Origin of the sequence: Rhizobium sp. AN5, from assembly GCF_900215255.1 — a bacterium.
Lineage (GTDB): Bacteria > Pseudomonadota > Alphaproteobacteria > Rhizobiales > Rhizobiaceae > Agrobacterium > Agrobacterium tumefaciens.
This window is the reverse complement of sequence record NZ_OCMJ01000004.1, coordinates 1,857,446-1,872,452: the sequence shown is the minus strand read 5'-3', so window position 1 is coordinate 1,872,452 and position 15,007 is coordinate 1,857,446. Positions and strand designations below refer to the sequence as shown.

Here is a 15,007-nt window from a genome sequence, read left to right as displayed (position 1 = left end):
TCCCCGCATTGCCGCATGTGATTTTATCTCATGGACTTATTCCGTTTCGGCAAAGGCTCGTCAGTTGCCAACGACGCGGCCGCACCAGGCGGCGAAATCCGCAGCCACGGCATGCCAGCCGATCTCGTTCAGCGTTTCGTGGCGCATGCCCCGGTAGATCGTGTGTTCGACATGGCTGAAACCCGCTTCGCGGAAGCGTTCGGCAAGCCAGACGATCTCCTTGCCGTCATTGGTCGCGGCATCCTGATCGCCGCTGACAAGCAAAATCGGCAGCGTCTTCGGCAGGCGTTCGATGAGCCTCGGCGCACGATAGCACAATTCAAAGACATCCTGCCACAGGGAGACGCTGGCCTCGAACTGGCAAAGCGGATCCTCAACATAAGCGTCCACCGCTGCCCTGTCATGGCTCAGCCAGTCCGCATGAGTGCGCTTTTCCGGCATTCTGGCATTCCAGGCACGGAAGGTTGCTTTGGGCAGGATGGCGCTCGGCACATCAGAGCCTTTCAGCATCTTTTCAAGGCGCAGCACGATCTGTGCAAGACGGCCCATGACACCGGGATTGAGGTTGGAATTCCAGATGGAAAGGCCATCAAAGGCATCCGGATGACTGACGGCGGTGTTGAGCGCCACAAGGCCGCCCATGGAATGGCCGAACAGGATCACCGGCAGGCCGGGATGTCTTTCGCCGACCATCATGCGCATCGCCATGACATCGGTAACCACCTTCTGGGCGCCATCCTTCCAGGCGAAGCGGCCGATCGGCGCATCCGCCGCCCTCGTACGGCCATGGCCGCGATGATCGTGGGCGTATACCTCGAAACCCTGCTTTGCCATGACATCGGCAAAACGGCGGTAACGGCCGGCGTGCTCCACCAGGCCGTGGCAGATCATCAGCACGCCGCGCGCCGGAGAAAGGGCAGAGGGCTGGTGGCGAAAGGCGATGGATGCGCCTGATGGAGCGTCGAGCCTCTCAATCCGGCTGAACGTCAAGTCATCCGTCGTCTCATTCATGCTTTCGCCCGTGCCTGCCATGGTATCCCTTGTCATAATCATGGGGTCATAATCGTGCCAGAGGTTGCCCCAAGGTCCTATTTACCCTACATAGCGGCAAATTTCCCGATACGTACTCTTTAAAATCCGATGTGGAGCATTCGCTACAATGGCACGTCAATTCATCTATCACATGGCCGGGCTGAACAAGTCCTATGGCGCGAAGAAGGTTCTTGAGAACGTCCATCTCTCCTTCTATCCCGATGCCAAGATCGGTATCCTCGGTCCGAACGGTGCCGGTAAGTCGACCGTTTTGAAGATCATGGCTGGTCTCGACAAGGAATATACCGGTGAGGCCTGGCTCGCTGAGGGTGCGACGCTCGGTTATCTCGAGCAGGAGCCGAAGCTCGACGAAAACAAGACCGTGATGGAAAACGTCATGGAAGGTGTGGCGAGCAAGACGGCAATCGTCGATCGCTACAACGAGCTGATGATGAACTATTCCGACGAAACGGCGGATGAGGGCGCAAAGCTTCAGGACATCATTGACAGCCAGAACCTGTGGGATCTGGAAAATCAGGTCGAAATGGCCATGGATGCGCTGCGTTGCCCGCCTGGCGACTCGGCAGTAACCGGCCTTTCGGGTGGTGAGCGCCGCCGCGTGGCGCTCTGCAAGCTGCTGCTTTCGCAGCCTGACCTGCTGCTGCTCGACGAACCGACCAACCATCTTGACGCCGAAACCATCGCCTGGCTCGAAAAGCACCTGCGCGACTATCCCGGCGCCGTGATGATGATCACCCACGATCGCTACTTCCTCGACAACGTCACCGGCTGGATTCTCGAACTCGACCGTGGCCGCGGCATTCCCTACGAAGGCAACTATTCCGCCTATCTGCAGGCAAAAGCCAAGCGCATGCAGCAGGAATCCCGCGAAGACGCCTCGCGCCAGAAGGCCATCAGCCGCGAACAGGAGTGGATCGCTTCCAGCCCCAAGGCGCGCCAGACGAAGTCCAAGGCGCGTATCCGCGCCTATGACGAGCTGGTGGAAGCAGCTGAAAATCGCCGTCCCGGCGACGCGCAGATCGTCATTCCGGTCGCCGAGCGTCTGGGCCGCGTTGTTATCGAGGCGGAAAACCTTACCAAGTCCTATGGCGATCGTGTTCTGATCGAAAACCTCACCTTCAAGCTGCCTCCGGGCGGCATCGTCGGCGTCATCGGCCCGAACGGTGCTGGTAAAACCACGCTGTTTCGCATGATCACCGGCCAGGAAAAGCCCGATAGCGGTTCGGTGACCATTGGTGAGACCGTGCACCTTGGTTACGTCGACCAGAGCCGCGATACGCTGGCGGGTGACAAAACCGTCTGGGAGGAAATCTCCGGCGGCAACGACATCATCAAGCTCGGCAAGTTCGAAACGAACTCCCGCGCTTATTGCGGCGCCTTCAACTTCAAGGGCGGCGATCAGCAGCAGAAGGTCGGCAACCTCTCCGGTGGTCAGCGTAACCGCGTTCACCTTGCCAAGATGCTGAAGGCAGGCGGCAACGTGCTGCTGCTCGACGAACCGACCAACGACCTTGATACGGAAACGCTGGCAGCGCTCGAAGAAGCGCTAGAAGCCTTCGCCGGTTGCGCCGTTATCATCAGCCACGATCGCATGTTCCTCGACCGTCTGGCCACTCACATCCTCGCCTTCGAGGGTGACAGCCACGTGGAATGGTTCGAAGGCAACTTCGAAGACTATGAAAAGGATAAGGTCCGCCGTCTCGGCCCGGAAAGCATCAAGCCCGGCCGCGTCAGCTACAAGCGCCTGACGCGCTAATCCTGTTCTCGGATTACTTCAGAAAGGCCCGCCTAAAAGCGGGCCTTTTTTGATGCAATAAATGGGGCTTAAGGGGAGAGCGTGGCAAATTGCGCTTGCATCTCGCGCGACACCGACATAAAGATATCTTTATATGTTGATTAGATTGCAAGGTGCGGCAGACGTGGCGTTCGGTTTGGATAAATTGGTGGATCTCTTGAAGGCGGCCGGCGAGCCGACGCGCTTTCGCTTGCTGGCGCTTCTGGCGGCCGGCGATCTGACTGTCACCGATCTCACCGAAATTCTCGGCCAGTCGCAGCCCCGTATTTCCCGTCATCTCAAGCTTTTGACGGAAGAAGGTTTGATCGAGCGCTATCAGGAAGGCGCCTGGGCCTATTTCCGCCTGCGGCAGGATGGCGAGCCCGCCGTTGTTATCAGGCAGCTGCTGGGCGCCGCATCGCCTTCTGACGCCGTTCTCCAGCGCGACAGCGAACGCCTTGCCACCGTCAAGCGGGTAAGGGCGGAGCGGGCACAGGATTATTTCAGCCGCAATGCCTCCGCCTGGGACGAGCTGCGCCGCCTGCATGTGAGCGACGAGGCGGTGGAAGGGGCATTGCTGAAGCTGGTGGGAACCACCCCGATCGACTCGCTGCTCGATCTCGGCACCGGCACGGGCCGCATCCTGCAGCTTCTGAGCGGCATCTATCGCCGGGCAATCGGCGTCGATGCGAGCCGCGACATGTTGTCGGTGGCGCGCTCCAATCTGGACAAGGCGGGCGTGGTCAATGCATCCGTTCGCCATGGCGATATTCTCAACCTGCCGCTGGAAGGCCAGGATTTCGATCTGATCGTCATCCATCAGGTTCTGCATTTTCTCGACCAGCCGGAGATCGCGCTTTCCGAAGCCGCCCGCATACTGCGTCCCGGTGGCCGGCTGATCGTCATCGATCTTGCACCGCATTCCTTCGAGCATCTTCGTGACGAGCATGCGCATGTACGGCTCGGCTTTTCGCATCCGCTCATGGATGAATGGCTGAAAAAGGCCGGGCTCGCGCTCGACCGCGCCGTCGATCTTCATTCTGAACGGGCGTCCGATGAATCCTTGGACGTCACGATATGGGTTGCCCGCGACCAGCGGCTGCTGATGGTAGACGATGTGGTGCAAGAGGCCGTTTTACTTGCTGCCGGGAGGGCATGATATGTTGAGGTCGGAAACCGCGCGCCACAATGGCGAAATCCGGGGTGATATCCGGTTATCTTTCGAGTTTTTCCCGCCCAAGAATCCCGAGATGGAAAACCAGCTCTGGGAAACGGTTGCCGAGCTGAAGAAATGGGATCCGGATTTCGTCTCCGTCACCTATGGCGCGGGCGGTTCCACCAAGGCGCCGACGCTGGATGCGGTGCGCCGGATGATCGGTGACAGCCATTTGCCGACCGCCGCGCACCTGACCTGCGTGGATGCCAGCCGTGACGACGTGCATCAAGTCGTTGAAGAGTTTCGCAATGCCGGCGTTCGCCATTTCGTGGCGCTGCGCGGTGATCCGTCGACCGGTATCGGCACGGATTACAGGCCGCATCCGCAAGGTTACGAGAATGCCGCCGCCCTGGTGAAGGGGCTACGCGATATCAGCGATTTCGAGGTTTCCGTTTCTGCCTATCCCGAAAAGCATCCGGAGAGCGCCAGCGATGCGGTCGATATCGATATGCTGAAGCGCAAGGCGGACAATGGCGCAACGCGGGCGCTGACGCAGTTCTTCTTCGATAATGACGTGTTCGAGCGCTACATGGAGCGGGTTACGGCTGCGGGCATCACCATTCCGGTGGTTCCGGGTATCATGCCGATCCAGAACCTGACCCAGCTCAAGCGTTTCGCCGGCCGCTGCGGTACCAGTGTGCCCGGTTTTCTGGATGAGCGTTTTGCAGGTTATGACGACGATCTCGAGGGACGCGCCCGCGTTGCGGCGGAAGTTGCTGCCGAGCAGATCGCCGATCTTCAACGGCGCGGTGTCAACGAGTTCCATCTCTACACCATGAACCGTGCGCCGCTGGTCGATGCGGTGCTTGAAAACCTCGGGCTTGAGCGTTTGCGCCGCAGCGCCGCCTGATTTCAGATATCCCATTTACGACAGGAAAAAAGCGCAGGCCCGACAGGACCTGCGCTTTTCAAACTTGTGTCATCTACGGTTCTTTTCTGCGTTTGGTCTTCACGTCTCGTCAGATGAAAAGCATCATCGCTACGAACAAAAACGCCAAACCGACTGCCAAGGCATTGAGAGATTTTGTAAGTCCCATGGGTGCCTCCTGTTGTTGACAAGTTCGATAATATGACCGTTTTGTGGCACTTGAAAAGCGGTTTCTGTGATGCGGTGCAGCATGCTTTGCGGCCGCTTAAAAAAGTAACTTCTGTAATTATTTGAAAATAAAAGATTATTTTCTCATCACGCAGTGCTTCATATCTTTAAAAAAAGTAAATGATCGGGGTGTTATCCCCAGTCATCCGGTCGAGATTAACAGTTTACGCCTTGATTCCGGCCGATAGATTAAAGGCCTGAAGGTGCGATTAACACAGGTTAAAGCGCCTGGAGAAGTGCCTGGGTCGGCCATCCATCCGCGGGGATTCCGAGACGCTGCTGTTCCTTCTGGATGGCGACGCGGGTGCCGGAACCGAGAATGCCGTCCACCTTGCCGACATCGTGGCCGCGCGCTTCAAGCTTGGTCTGCAACTCTTTCATCGTCGCGTCATCGAAGCCCGGATCGGGATTGCCCTTATTATAGACAGGGGCGCCCATCAGACGGTTGGCGAAGTAGGCAGCCGAGGTCGTGTAGATGAATGACTGGTTCCATTCCAGATAGATGTTGAAGTTGGGATAGGTGAGGAATGTCGGTCCCTTGCGGCCCTGCGGCATGATGAGAGCTGCGGGCAGGGAGGCGAAATTTTTGTTGCCGTCGCGCGGGGTCACGCCAAGGGTAAACCAGTCACCGGCGGTAAGCGAACCGCCGAGGCCGGATTTTTCCCAGGGCAGGTTTTCCGGTACGGAAACTTCCTGCATCCAGGGTTCGCCCTTCTTGAAGCCGAGGTGCTGGATGAATTTCGCCGCCGTCAGGATCGCATCCGGTGCGCTGCTCTTGACGTTGACATGGCCATCGCCATCACCATCGATGCCGAAGGCGATGATGTCCTTGGGCAGCATCTGTACCTGGCCGATTTCACCGGCCCATGCACCCGTGTTGGACGTGGGGTCGAGATCGCCGTGCTGGACCATTTCGATGAGGGCCAGCAATTGCGGACGGAAGAGTTCCGGGCGGCGGCAATCGTGCGAGAGGGTCACCAGCGCGTTACGGGTGTTGAAATCGCCCTGGACGGCACCGAAATCGGTCTCCATGGCCCAGAAGGCGGCAATGACGCCAGCCGGTATGCCGAATTCGTTCTCGGCACGGGCAAAGGTCGATGACAGCTCCTGCAGCTTCTTGCGGCCGATATCGAGACGGGCCTGGCTGACGGTGCGCTGGGAAAATTCGAGGAAGGTTTGGCGGAAGACGCCCTGCGCGCGGTCACGCGAAAGCACTTTGGGGTCTATCTGCGCACCGGCCAGCGCCTTTTCGATGGCAGCCGCCGGAACACCCTTGGCAGCGGCCTCAGCCTTCACGCCCTCAAGAAATGCGCCGAGATCACCGCCGCAGGCAACCTGCTTTGGATCGTCAGGCGAGGCCACAGGCGGTGTGGCAAGGGCGGAGCCGGTGGAGAGAAGCGACAGAGCGGCGGCAAAAATGATGCTGCGCGACCGAAAAGTGGGCATGGGAATTTCCTCGATAGGTTGTTAGCCCGCTTTACCCACATGTTTGCGACAAAAAAACGGGTCCAGCGATCTGCCGGTGCAGAAGAACGCCGATTTTTCGAATGTGTTGCTTCTTGGCCGTATTATTTGGCCGAAGCGATCCATTTCCGCCAGTTTTTCTCACTTCCGGCGAAGACATTGATGTCGGTTGGGCCGTTGACGCCGGGCACGACGCCGGTGGCCGTATATTGCCAGAAGGCCCACTGCCGGTCTTCGTAAATCTTGGCGGGATGCGCGGCGACGGAGCGCACCCAGAAATGGTAATTCTTGAACTGGCCAACGAGGTTGTCGCGGTGAAAGTCGACCGAGGTGTAGATGATCGGGCGCTTGCCGTAATGGGCCTCTAGGCGGTCGAGGAAACGCTGCATCTCGGCACGGACGATGCCAGGGGCCGGGCGCGTCTTGCAGGTGGGGGAGGAGGGGTTCCATTCCACATCGAGAACCGGCGGCAGGGTGACGGCTTCCTTTGGCACGTTGCTTATGAACCAGTCTGCCTGAGCGTCCGCCGTCGAGCAGAAATAATAGAAATGGTATGGCGCGTGCAGGATATCTGCCGCCGCCGCACTGCGCCAATGGTCGCCGAATTTCGGATCGATGCGGTCTGAGCCTTCGGTCGCCTTGATGAAGACGAAGGAAACGCCGGATTTGCGAACGGTCCGCCAGTCGATGTCGCCATTCCATTTGGACACATCGATGCCATGCACCTCGTGGCGATGCGGGTTGTTCGTGCCAAAATCCTGGGGGTCGGTATCGGAGAATTTCGGCTTGGAAACAGAGGCGGTTTCAAGCAGGTCATAGCTCGTGGACGTACAGCCGCCGATCAACAACATAGCCGACAAAAGTGCCGATAGACGCAGCCGCATTGGAACCCTGATGAATTATTGTTGCCCATACGCAGCCGCAAAATGGCGCGCCGCGTCTCCCGATTTACCCATAACATGGTAAACAAGTCGTTATGGCAAGGGGCAGTGGCCCATTTTCGGCTCGCAAGTCGCTGGATTCCAAGAGATTTGCGGTCTTTCAGTCCCAGTGGCGTATACTTGTAGGACGCCGGCTGGCAGCGTCTCGCCCGCATTTGCAGAGGCGAGGTGCCATAACCCTTGAAGATCAGGCGTCTGCCAGAATGCGGCTGACTTTTGGCTGCACTTCGGCGACCGGAAGCGTGATGATGGCCCGCCAGGCGTAACCCCGGGCAATCTCCTCGAATTCGAGATTGCCATCAAAACGGCCCGCCATGTTGGCCAGAACGTAACGGAGATTGGCGCGGGGCGTGACATGGAAGCGGGTGAGCCATGCCTGCAAAAGTGCGCGGAACCACCTGGGCAATTGTTCCTGCTGGCCGAAATCGACGATGTGCAGCGAGCCGCCGGGCTTGAGAGCTGTCAGCGCCTGTTCGATCGCCTTTTCCCAGTCCGGTATCATCGAAAGCGCATAGGGGATCATGACGCGGTCGAAACCGTCCGGCTGACCGAATTCTGCGGCGCGGAAAGCGGTGGCGTCGGCCACACGCAGAACGGGGCGTTCCGTCTTTCCGGTAAAATTCTCGGATGCGGTCAGCAGCATTTCGGCGGAGATATCGAGACCGTACAGTCTTGCTTCCGGAAACTTGCGGCTCGCCAGCAGCAGGTTGCGGCCGGTACCGCAGCCGACTTCAAGCAGCGTGCCGCCCTTGGGCACGTCGAGGCCGGAAATGGTCCTGTCGCGGCCCAGAAGGTAATATTTGCGGGTGATATCGTAGATATGCCGCTGGTGGCGATACATGCGGTCCATTAGGCTCGCATGCGCCTCATCCGCAAGGCCGACATTCTCGCCGATGGTCTTCATGCCAGAGCCCTCTGATAGATATGGAAGCCGCCATAGATGGCCGAACGGTCCATGGCGTTTAGCTCATTGGAGCGTTCCTCGAGATAGATCCACTGGTTGCGGATATCGGCCGAGAGACGGCCTTCGATCACGCTCTTTTCGGCAGCGGTGCGGAAGATGACGCGGGCGCCGGGAGCGGCGGTGCGGCTGATCTGCGACCACAATTCGTTGAGCTGCGCGTCCGTCATCCAGTCCTGCGCATCGAGCAGAATGTAGCGATCGACGCCGTTTGCCGGCTTTTTGGAAAGCAGCTCGGTATAGGTGGCGTGGTGCACGGCAACGCGGGCGGTGTTGTCGCGGATCGTCTCGTAATATTCCCGCTTGAGATAAGCGGGCAGGGCACCCTCATGCGGCTCGGGATAACGGCGCGCGAAGGCCTGCCAGGCGAAATAATTGTCGCTGAGCGGGAAATTGCAGGCAAGCTTTTCCAGCCGCTCCTTGAGGACGGAGGCGACCGTGCCGTCGTTGGAAAGGCTTGCCAGCTCGTCATATTGGCGGGGCGGAATGCCAAGGCCGAACAGCGAACTTTTCCGCTTCGTCAGCCAGCGCACCACCGGCTTGTCGAACAGCGGTGCGACCTTGCTGTCGAAGAACCGACGCTGTTCGTCCAGCGTGCGGCTATTGGCCATTTCGGTCAGCTTGACGCCGTGCAGGCGGGCCATGAGGTGGCCGGCGCCGATGAAACGGCCGAGCAGACCGGTGCGGTAGATGTTCCTGTCGAATACCGAGATGCGGCGACGGCCGGACAGGGTGCGCTTCGACCAGTAGGCCTTGGTCGTGTCGTCGAGATGGTCGGCGATGAAGCGGTCGTAGCCGTGACTATTGCTGCGCGTATTGGCGCGGCCGAACTGGCGAACCACATCCTGATGGGCGGGGAGATGGCGGAAGGCGGCAAGCTTCAGCTTGTTGAGAGCGATGTGATGCGGGTTAAGATCCACCACATCGATGCTGGCCGGGTTGCGGGAGAGGTAAGCCAGCATGTTACAGCCGCCCGAGCCGATGGTGACGATGCGGTGGCCTTCAGCAAGCTCCATCGCTTCCATATCGATTTCCGGGTCTTCCCAGATTTGCGGATAAACCAGACCGGAAAAGAGAACCCCGAAGAACCGTTCGGAAAAACCGCTTTTCGAGAGCGCCTTGTGCTGGAGCAATGCGGACTTCAGTTTCGTATTCTTGCTGAAGCCGGTCTTGGGTGCCGCACTCGTCATATGTTCACCTCTCAATAGATTGAGAGGCGTCTACAGTCACGACGCTACAGTTTGATGACAGGGGTTGTGGGCCGACGTAACGAATCGAAAAGGCGGTGTGAAACCAACTCGGGTCTCAAGCTTTCATTTCGATGCGACGTCATCCTCGGGCTTGTCCCGAGGATCCAACCACGTATCGTAAAATCAAAAGCTTGCAGATCCCAGGGACAAGCCCAAGGATGACGAAAGTGACGTGCTCGACGTTTTTAAGAAAAGCCACTTTGCTGCATTGCAGTCCCGGCGCTGCTCAAAGGCTTACTTGCGCAGAACGTGCAGCATGCCCTTGCGCTTGGCGTCGTAATAATAACCGCGTGCATAAAGCCTGACAGCATTGTCCCGGTTGTTGTCGGCAACAAGCCAGGCGCCGCTCAGATATTTTACGGCATATTTGAGGTTGGTTTCGGCATCGAACAGGCCCGAGGCGGGGCCATCAAAGCCCATGGAGCGGGCCGTGGCGTGCTTGATCTGCATCAGGCCGAAGTGGCCGCCATTATAGGCGCCGGGATTGTATCTGCTTTCACGCTGCACCACGCGATGCACCAGATCTTCCGGCACATTATACATGACAGCGTATTTCGAAATAAGCCCGCTCAGCTTTTCACGTCCGGCCGGCGCGGATTTGTACGGCGCCGTCATCGTTTCGTTCTGCCGGATAGCTGCAAGGGCGGCGTTGGTCGGACCGGCCGCATAGGCCAGAACCGTGCTGTCCGGCTTCGGCAGGGGAATGACTTTCCGTTCCGCGGTCAGTTCGGTACCGATCGACGGCGTTCCGGGCGGCGGCGGTGCGGGCGGGAAGCTGCCCTTGACGGCAACCACCTGCGGCAGGTCGGCGGCAGAGTTGTGGGCCGCCGGTTTCGCGGCGGCACTTGCGGTTTCGATCGCTGCGGCTGCCGGCGTTGCGGCGTGCGGTGCAAGAGCCGCAGCCGTCGTCGGCGCGGTTGTCGTTACCGTCGCCTGCGCGACCTCTGTCTGTTGTTGCTGCGGCTGCATCTGTGTTGGGCTTGCCACTGCCGCTGCAATTTCGGCTGCCGGCGGCAGCGCCACGCGGCCACCCTTGACGGCGGCGACGGTTGGAAGCGATTCGGGTTGGGAAGAGGCTGCCACGTCAGTGGCATGTGCTGCCGGTGCGGCGGCATCAGCCGGGGCTCCAGCCGTTTCCGACTGGGCGGAGGCTTGTGCCGGTGCGGTTTGGTTGACTGGGGCTATTTTCGGGCCGTTCGGCCCTTCCTTTGCGGCATATTCGACGCTGGTGCATCCGGCCAAAGCCAGTGCAAGGCCCACCGTGGAAGACAGAAGAAGTGCGCTTCTTCCGCGGAATTTTGCCGAATTTCGCATGTTGCCGCCTTCGTTATGCCTGTCTGTCGATACCCCCGCGTCGAGCGAAGCAGGCAGTGTCCCGTCGAGCCTTCATTAACCTATTGTAAGGATAGCGGCAAGCCGGGACGTGGCGTCGCGGTTTTTCAGGCGGCGATGCGGCGGTATCCGGCGCTGACGGCACGACCAGAAATGAAGTGAGTGCGGTATTTCGGCCGGATTTTTTTGTTGCCGGACATGCGGCGCACCAGTGCCAGTGTGGAGCCGGCAAAGAGCGCCTGCGCTGCCAGAATGCCAAGCGCCAGCAGCAGGACTGCGGCCTGCGCTACGGCCAGCGTTTCGACCGCATTGCCGGAGGTGGAAACGAATTGCGGCAACAGTGCCAGGAAGAACATGAAGTAACGCGGACGCAACGCTGCTATGGCATAGCAATCACGGAAAATGCCGCTGGATGATTTGCCGGGCAGATTGTCATTGTCTGCATTGGCTGCCTGGGCGGCGGGGGTGGCAAAGGTCCATAACAGGAAAAGAATCAGCCAGCCGATACCCGCCCACTGAACGATTTCCACAAAGGCATGCGGCAGATAGGCAAGGCCAGCCGCTGGAATCGCAGATATCGTCATGGCTGTGACGATGCCCAGCGCCCCGCCGCTGACAGAGGCAAACACCGTTTTTTTGCCGCGGATAGCGGCATAGGAGGCGACAGAGAATACAAGGGGAGAGGGAAGTGCGAACACAACGGCACATGCTGCACAAAAAACCAGCCACGCCTGTCCAGACATTCTCTTCCTCCTTGCCCTCCCTGTCGCCGCTTTCTCCAGCCTATCGTAAAATTAGGCCGCTGTGAACGGTTGACCGACGTGTTCCATCACTTCGGTAAACCATTTTGCAGACAGGTCGAAATGCTTTCCGCCCTTGATACGCGGAAACTCGATGGTCCGCAATTTACCCTTTTGGTCTTCGTCGTGGCCGGTGACGCCCGACACCTTGTTCAGCGCGCTTTCGACGGCAAGATCGACCATGCCCTGGATGAGGCGCAGATCGTCGCCGTTAGCGGGAGCGGAGCGGGCGAAGTAACCGGATTTCTGGACCATGGAGCGTTCGGCGCCGATGAGGCCGGCGAATTGCTTCTGGAACCAGCCGCCGACATTGATGGTGTCGATCTTCACATGGCCGAAGGCATCGCGCTTGACGGCTTCACCGGCGGCTTCGCGTTCGGCAACGATGGAATCGAGCCCCGCACCTTCGGAAACGAACAACGTCACGTAGCCGTGTTTGTCCATGATCGCCTTCAGCCGTTCGGCTTCCGCTTCGATGTCGAACGCCATTTCCGGCAGGTAGATGCCGTCTATGTTCTTCATCTGCGTGTTCATCATCAGGCCTTCGACATATTCATTGCCGTTGGTCTTCTGGATGTAGGCGCGCGCGGTCGCAGCTGTCAGCCAGCCGCAATGGCGGCCCATGACTTCGTGGATGACAAAGGTCTTGGGCGCAGCACTCTGCTCGTTGCTGACATTGTCGAAAAAGGAAGCGCCCACTTCGGCCGCGGTCCATGCGCCGAGCGATTGCCTGATCGGAACCACGTCGTTATCCACGGTCTTCGGCAGGCCGACGACGGTCAGATCGTAACCGTTGGCGCCGAGATAGGCGGCAAGGTCGGCGGCCGTCGTATTGGTGTCGTCGCCGCCGATGGTGTGGAGAATGGTGATGCCGTCGGCAGCCAGCCGTTCGGCGGCAACGCGCAGCGGATTTTCACCCTCTTTCACCAGCCCGCGCTTGGCGCAATCGGCAGCGTTGGTGAGCTTTACGCGGCTGTTGCCGATCGGCGATCCGCCATAACCGTGCAGCAGATGCGCCTTTTCGCGCATGTCCTTGTTGATTTCGATCCGGTCGCCCAGAAGCACGCCCTGATAGCCGGAACGATAGGCCACAATGTCAATATCAGGCGCGACGTCGCTATAGCGCTCGATCAGGCCGCCGACGGCCGAAGAGAGACAGGGAGCAAGGCCACCCGCGGTCAGCATTGCGACTTTCTGTTTGGCCATTGTGGCTCTCCTTTGCTTGGATAGAAAGATATGTCTGGCAAATGGATGCGACAGCCACGTGTAGGTGTAAAGTGAATTTATCACGAAAAATGCCGATTTCTCGCGGTTTTTCAGCAGCTTGGGCAAAGAAACCGAATATAATCGTTTCAATCGCCTCCAACCTTGCACCGGGCTTCGCCGTCTGTGGAAAACCGTCGCTCTCCCGTTTACCGCCCCCTTGCTCCTGAAGAAAAACTGTCGCAAAAATGAATAAAAGTTAATGCCGCAGCGGCGCCGCGCATATTGCATTCACGGCGATATGCCGTCATGCTTGGCGTCATGATGTTCGATTTCGCCTGTTTGCATATTTCATCCCTGTGGGAACGGCTGCTCGGCGCGATCGGTGACGCGGCAGGCAGCACGCTAGGTCGCGTGGTAGAGGCGATCCGCACCCTGTTCGAGGGAGATCCGGAGACCCGCCGCAAGGTTTCTTTTTCCGTGGCCATTATCGCGCTGTCGGCAAAGATGGCCAAGGCCGACGGTGTCGTGAACGATGCCGAAGTGCGCGCCTTCCGGCAGATTTTCGATTTTCCTGAAGAAGAAGCCAGAAACGTTGCCCGCCTTTATAATCTCGCACGCCAGGACGTTGCGGGATACGAGGCCTATGCCGAGCGTCTTGCCGGTCTTTGCGGCTCCGGCCATGACAATTGCGAGATGCTGGAAAGCGTCATCGATGGCCTGTTCCACATCGCCAAGGCAGACGGCTTGATCCACGAGCGGGAACTGGCGTTCCTCGGCCGCATCGCGGAAATCTTCCATATTACCGAAGATCATTTCGAAACGATCATGGCACGGCACGTTCATATGGACGGGCGCGATCCCTATCGTGTGCTTGGCGTTTCGCCCTCGGACGACTTTCTGGATATTCGCAAGCGTTACCGTTCGCTGGTTGCCGAGCACCATCCGGACAAGCTCATCGCGCGCGGTGTGCCGATGGAATTGCACGCTGCCGCGAATGAGCGTATGGCGGCTCTCAATGCCGCCTATGAGGCCATCGAGAAAGAACGCCGCGTCGCATGAGTGAATTTCTGCCGGACTTCAACCCGGATTTCGGGGGCGCAACCATTGCGCCTTCTCCCAACCATGGCGAAAGACAGGGCGTGGCAGGCCCGGATATCATTCTTCTGCACTATACCGGCATGACGACCGCCGATGGCGCCCTTTCGTGGCTCTGCAATCCCGAAAGCCAGGTCTCCAGCCACTATTTCGTTTTTGAAGACGGGCGTGTCATGCAGCTTGTTGCGGAAACACGCCGGGCCTGGCATGCGGGCAAAAGCACCTGGGCGGGAGAGGCGGACATCAATTCCCGCTCCATCGGGATTGAAATCGCCAATCAGGGGCATCCCGGCGGTCTGCCGGAATTTCCGGAAAAACAGGTAGCTGCCGTCATCGAATTGTGTCGCGATTGCGGCCAGCGGTGGTCTATCGCCCCTGAAAGGGTGCTTGCGCATTCCGATGTGGCGCCGATCCGCAAGGTTGATCCGGGTGAAAAATTCCCATGGGACATCCTGTCGCGGCACGGTGTCGGTCATTGGGTGGAGCCAGCGCCGATCCGCGGCGGACGTTTTTTTCAGCGCGGCGATCACGGCCAGCCGGTGGAAGCGCTCCAGTCCATGCTATCCATTTACGGATATGGCGTTGAAATAACAGGCGCATATTGCGAAAAAACAGAAGGTGCCGTAGCCGCCTTTCAGCGGCATTTCCGCCCGGCGCTGGTGGATGGTATCGCGGATTTTTCCACGATCGACACGCTGCATCGGCTGATTGCCAGCCTTCCGAAATTTTCGGCCGTCTGAACGCTGTTTCTGGAAAAGCCTTCCCCGTTTCCCGGTCGCGCAAGTCGATTTTTTTGTTGTGCCACAGTTAATCCGCATT

General features: G+C 58.9%; 13 protein-coding genes. 5 read left to right on the top strand and 8 right to left on the bottom strand.

Annotated features, from left to right (window positions below; genetic code table 11):
- Positions 1 to 60: 60 nt before the first annotated feature.
- On the bottom strand, positions 61 to 1,032 hold the full coding sequence (locus CRP02_RS21880; protein WP_179784165.1) for an alpha/beta fold hydrolase: 972 nt from the start codon (positions 1,030 to 1,032) through the stop codon (positions 61 to 63).
- A 127-nt stretch (positions 1,033 to 1,159) separates the two neighbouring features.
- Between CRP02_RS21880 and ettA the strand changes: the two genes are divergently transcribed.
- The 3 genes from ettA to metF all read left to right on the top strand — a co-directional run bounded on the left by ettA (position 1,160) and on the right by metF (position 4,893).
- The gene (gene ettA, locus CRP02_RS21875; RefSeq protein WP_003513287.1) at positions 1,160 to 2,809 is read left to right on the top strand and encodes an energy-dependent translational throttle protein EttA; all 1,650 of its coding nucleotides are present in this window, start codon (positions 1,160 to 1,162) and stop codon (positions 2,807 to 2,809) included.
- Positions 2,810 to 2,972: 163 nt separating this feature from the next.
- Positions 2,973 to 3,986, top strand: a complete 1,014-nt coding sequence (locus tag CRP02_RS21870; RefSeq protein ID WP_097172275.1) for an ArsR/SmtB family transcription factor — start codon at positions 2,973 to 2,975, stop codon at positions 3,984 to 3,986.
- Position 3,987: 1 nt separating this feature from the next.
- Positions 3,988 to 4,893 (top strand): methylenetetrahydrofolate reductase [NAD(P)H], encoded by a 906-nt coding sequence (gene metF, locus CRP02_RS21865; RefSeq protein WP_179784095.1) that lies wholly within the window; start codon positions 3,988 to 3,990, stop codon positions 4,891 to 4,893.
- A gap of 465 nt (positions 4,894 to 5,358) precedes the next feature.
- Here metF and CRP02_RS21860 read toward each other — a convergent pair whose 3' ends face one another.
- The 7 genes from CRP02_RS21860 to CRP02_RS21830 form a co-directional block, all read right to left on the bottom strand.
- On the bottom strand, positions 5,359 to 6,585 hold the full coding sequence (locus CRP02_RS21860; RefSeq protein ID WP_003513276.1) for a lytic murein transglycosylase: 1,227 nt from the start codon (positions 6,583 to 6,585) through the stop codon (positions 5,359 to 5,361).
- A 122-nt stretch (positions 6,586 to 6,707) separates the two neighbouring features.
- The gene (locus CRP02_RS21855) at positions 6,708 to 7,487 is read right to left on the bottom strand and encodes a GH25 family lysozyme (protein WP_097172274.1); all 780 of its coding nucleotides are present in this window, start codon (positions 7,485 to 7,487) and stop codon (positions 6,708 to 6,710) included.
- 244 nt (positions 7,488 to 7,731) lie between these two features.
- Positions 7,732 to 8,448, bottom strand: coding sequence for a class I SAM-dependent methyltransferase (locus tag CRP02_RS21850; RefSeq protein WP_179784094.1), 717 nt, complete (start codon positions 8,446 to 8,448; stop codon positions 7,732 to 7,734).
- Positions 8,445 to 9,695 carry a DUF3419 family protein gene (locus CRP02_RS21845; protein ID WP_097172273.1) on the bottom strand — a complete coding sequence of 417 codons (1,251 nt, stop codon included), beginning with the start codon at positions 9,693 to 9,695 and terminating at the stop codon, positions 8,445 to 8,447. Before CRP02_RS21845 ends, CRP02_RS21850 begins: the two co-directional genes overlap by 4 nt.
- Before the next feature lie 294 nt (positions 9,696 to 9,989).
- On the bottom strand, positions 9,990 to 11,069 hold the full coding sequence (locus CRP02_RS21840; protein ID WP_097172272.1) for a lytic transglycosylase domain-containing protein: 1,080 nt from the start codon (positions 11,067 to 11,069) through the stop codon (positions 9,990 to 9,992).
- Positions 11,070 to 11,194: 125 nt separating this feature from the next.
- Positions 11,195 to 11,830, bottom strand: coding sequence for a LysE family translocator (locus CRP02_RS21835; RefSeq protein ID WP_097172271.1), 636 nt, complete (start codon positions 11,828 to 11,830; stop codon positions 11,195 to 11,197).
- 51 nt (positions 11,831 to 11,881) lie between these two features.
- On the bottom strand, positions 11,882 to 13,093 hold the full coding sequence (locus CRP02_RS21830; protein ID WP_097172876.1) for a pyrophosphate--fructose-6-phosphate 1-phosphotransferase: 1,212 nt from the start codon (positions 13,091 to 13,093) through the stop codon (positions 11,882 to 11,884).
- A gap of 318 nt (positions 13,094 to 13,411) precedes the next feature.
- On the opposite strand from CRP02_RS21830, the gene CRP02_RS21825 reads away from it, so the two are divergent.
- Together CRP02_RS21825 and CRP02_RS21820 are read left to right on the top strand one after the other, a co-directional pair.
- Positions 13,412 to 14,152 carry a J domain-containing protein gene (locus tag CRP02_RS21825; RefSeq protein WP_013636520.1) on the top strand — a complete coding sequence of 247 codons (741 nt, stop codon included), beginning with the start codon at positions 13,412 to 13,414 and terminating at the stop codon, positions 14,150 to 14,152.
- Complete coding sequence (locus CRP02_RS21820) at positions 14,149 to 14,928, top strand: N-acetylmuramoyl-L-alanine amidase (RefSeq protein WP_097172270.1); 780 nt, start codon at positions 14,149 to 14,151, stop codon at positions 14,926 to 14,928. Before CRP02_RS21825 ends, CRP02_RS21820 begins: the two co-directional genes overlap by 4 nt.
- Positions 14,929 to 15,007 lie beyond the last annotated feature (79 nt).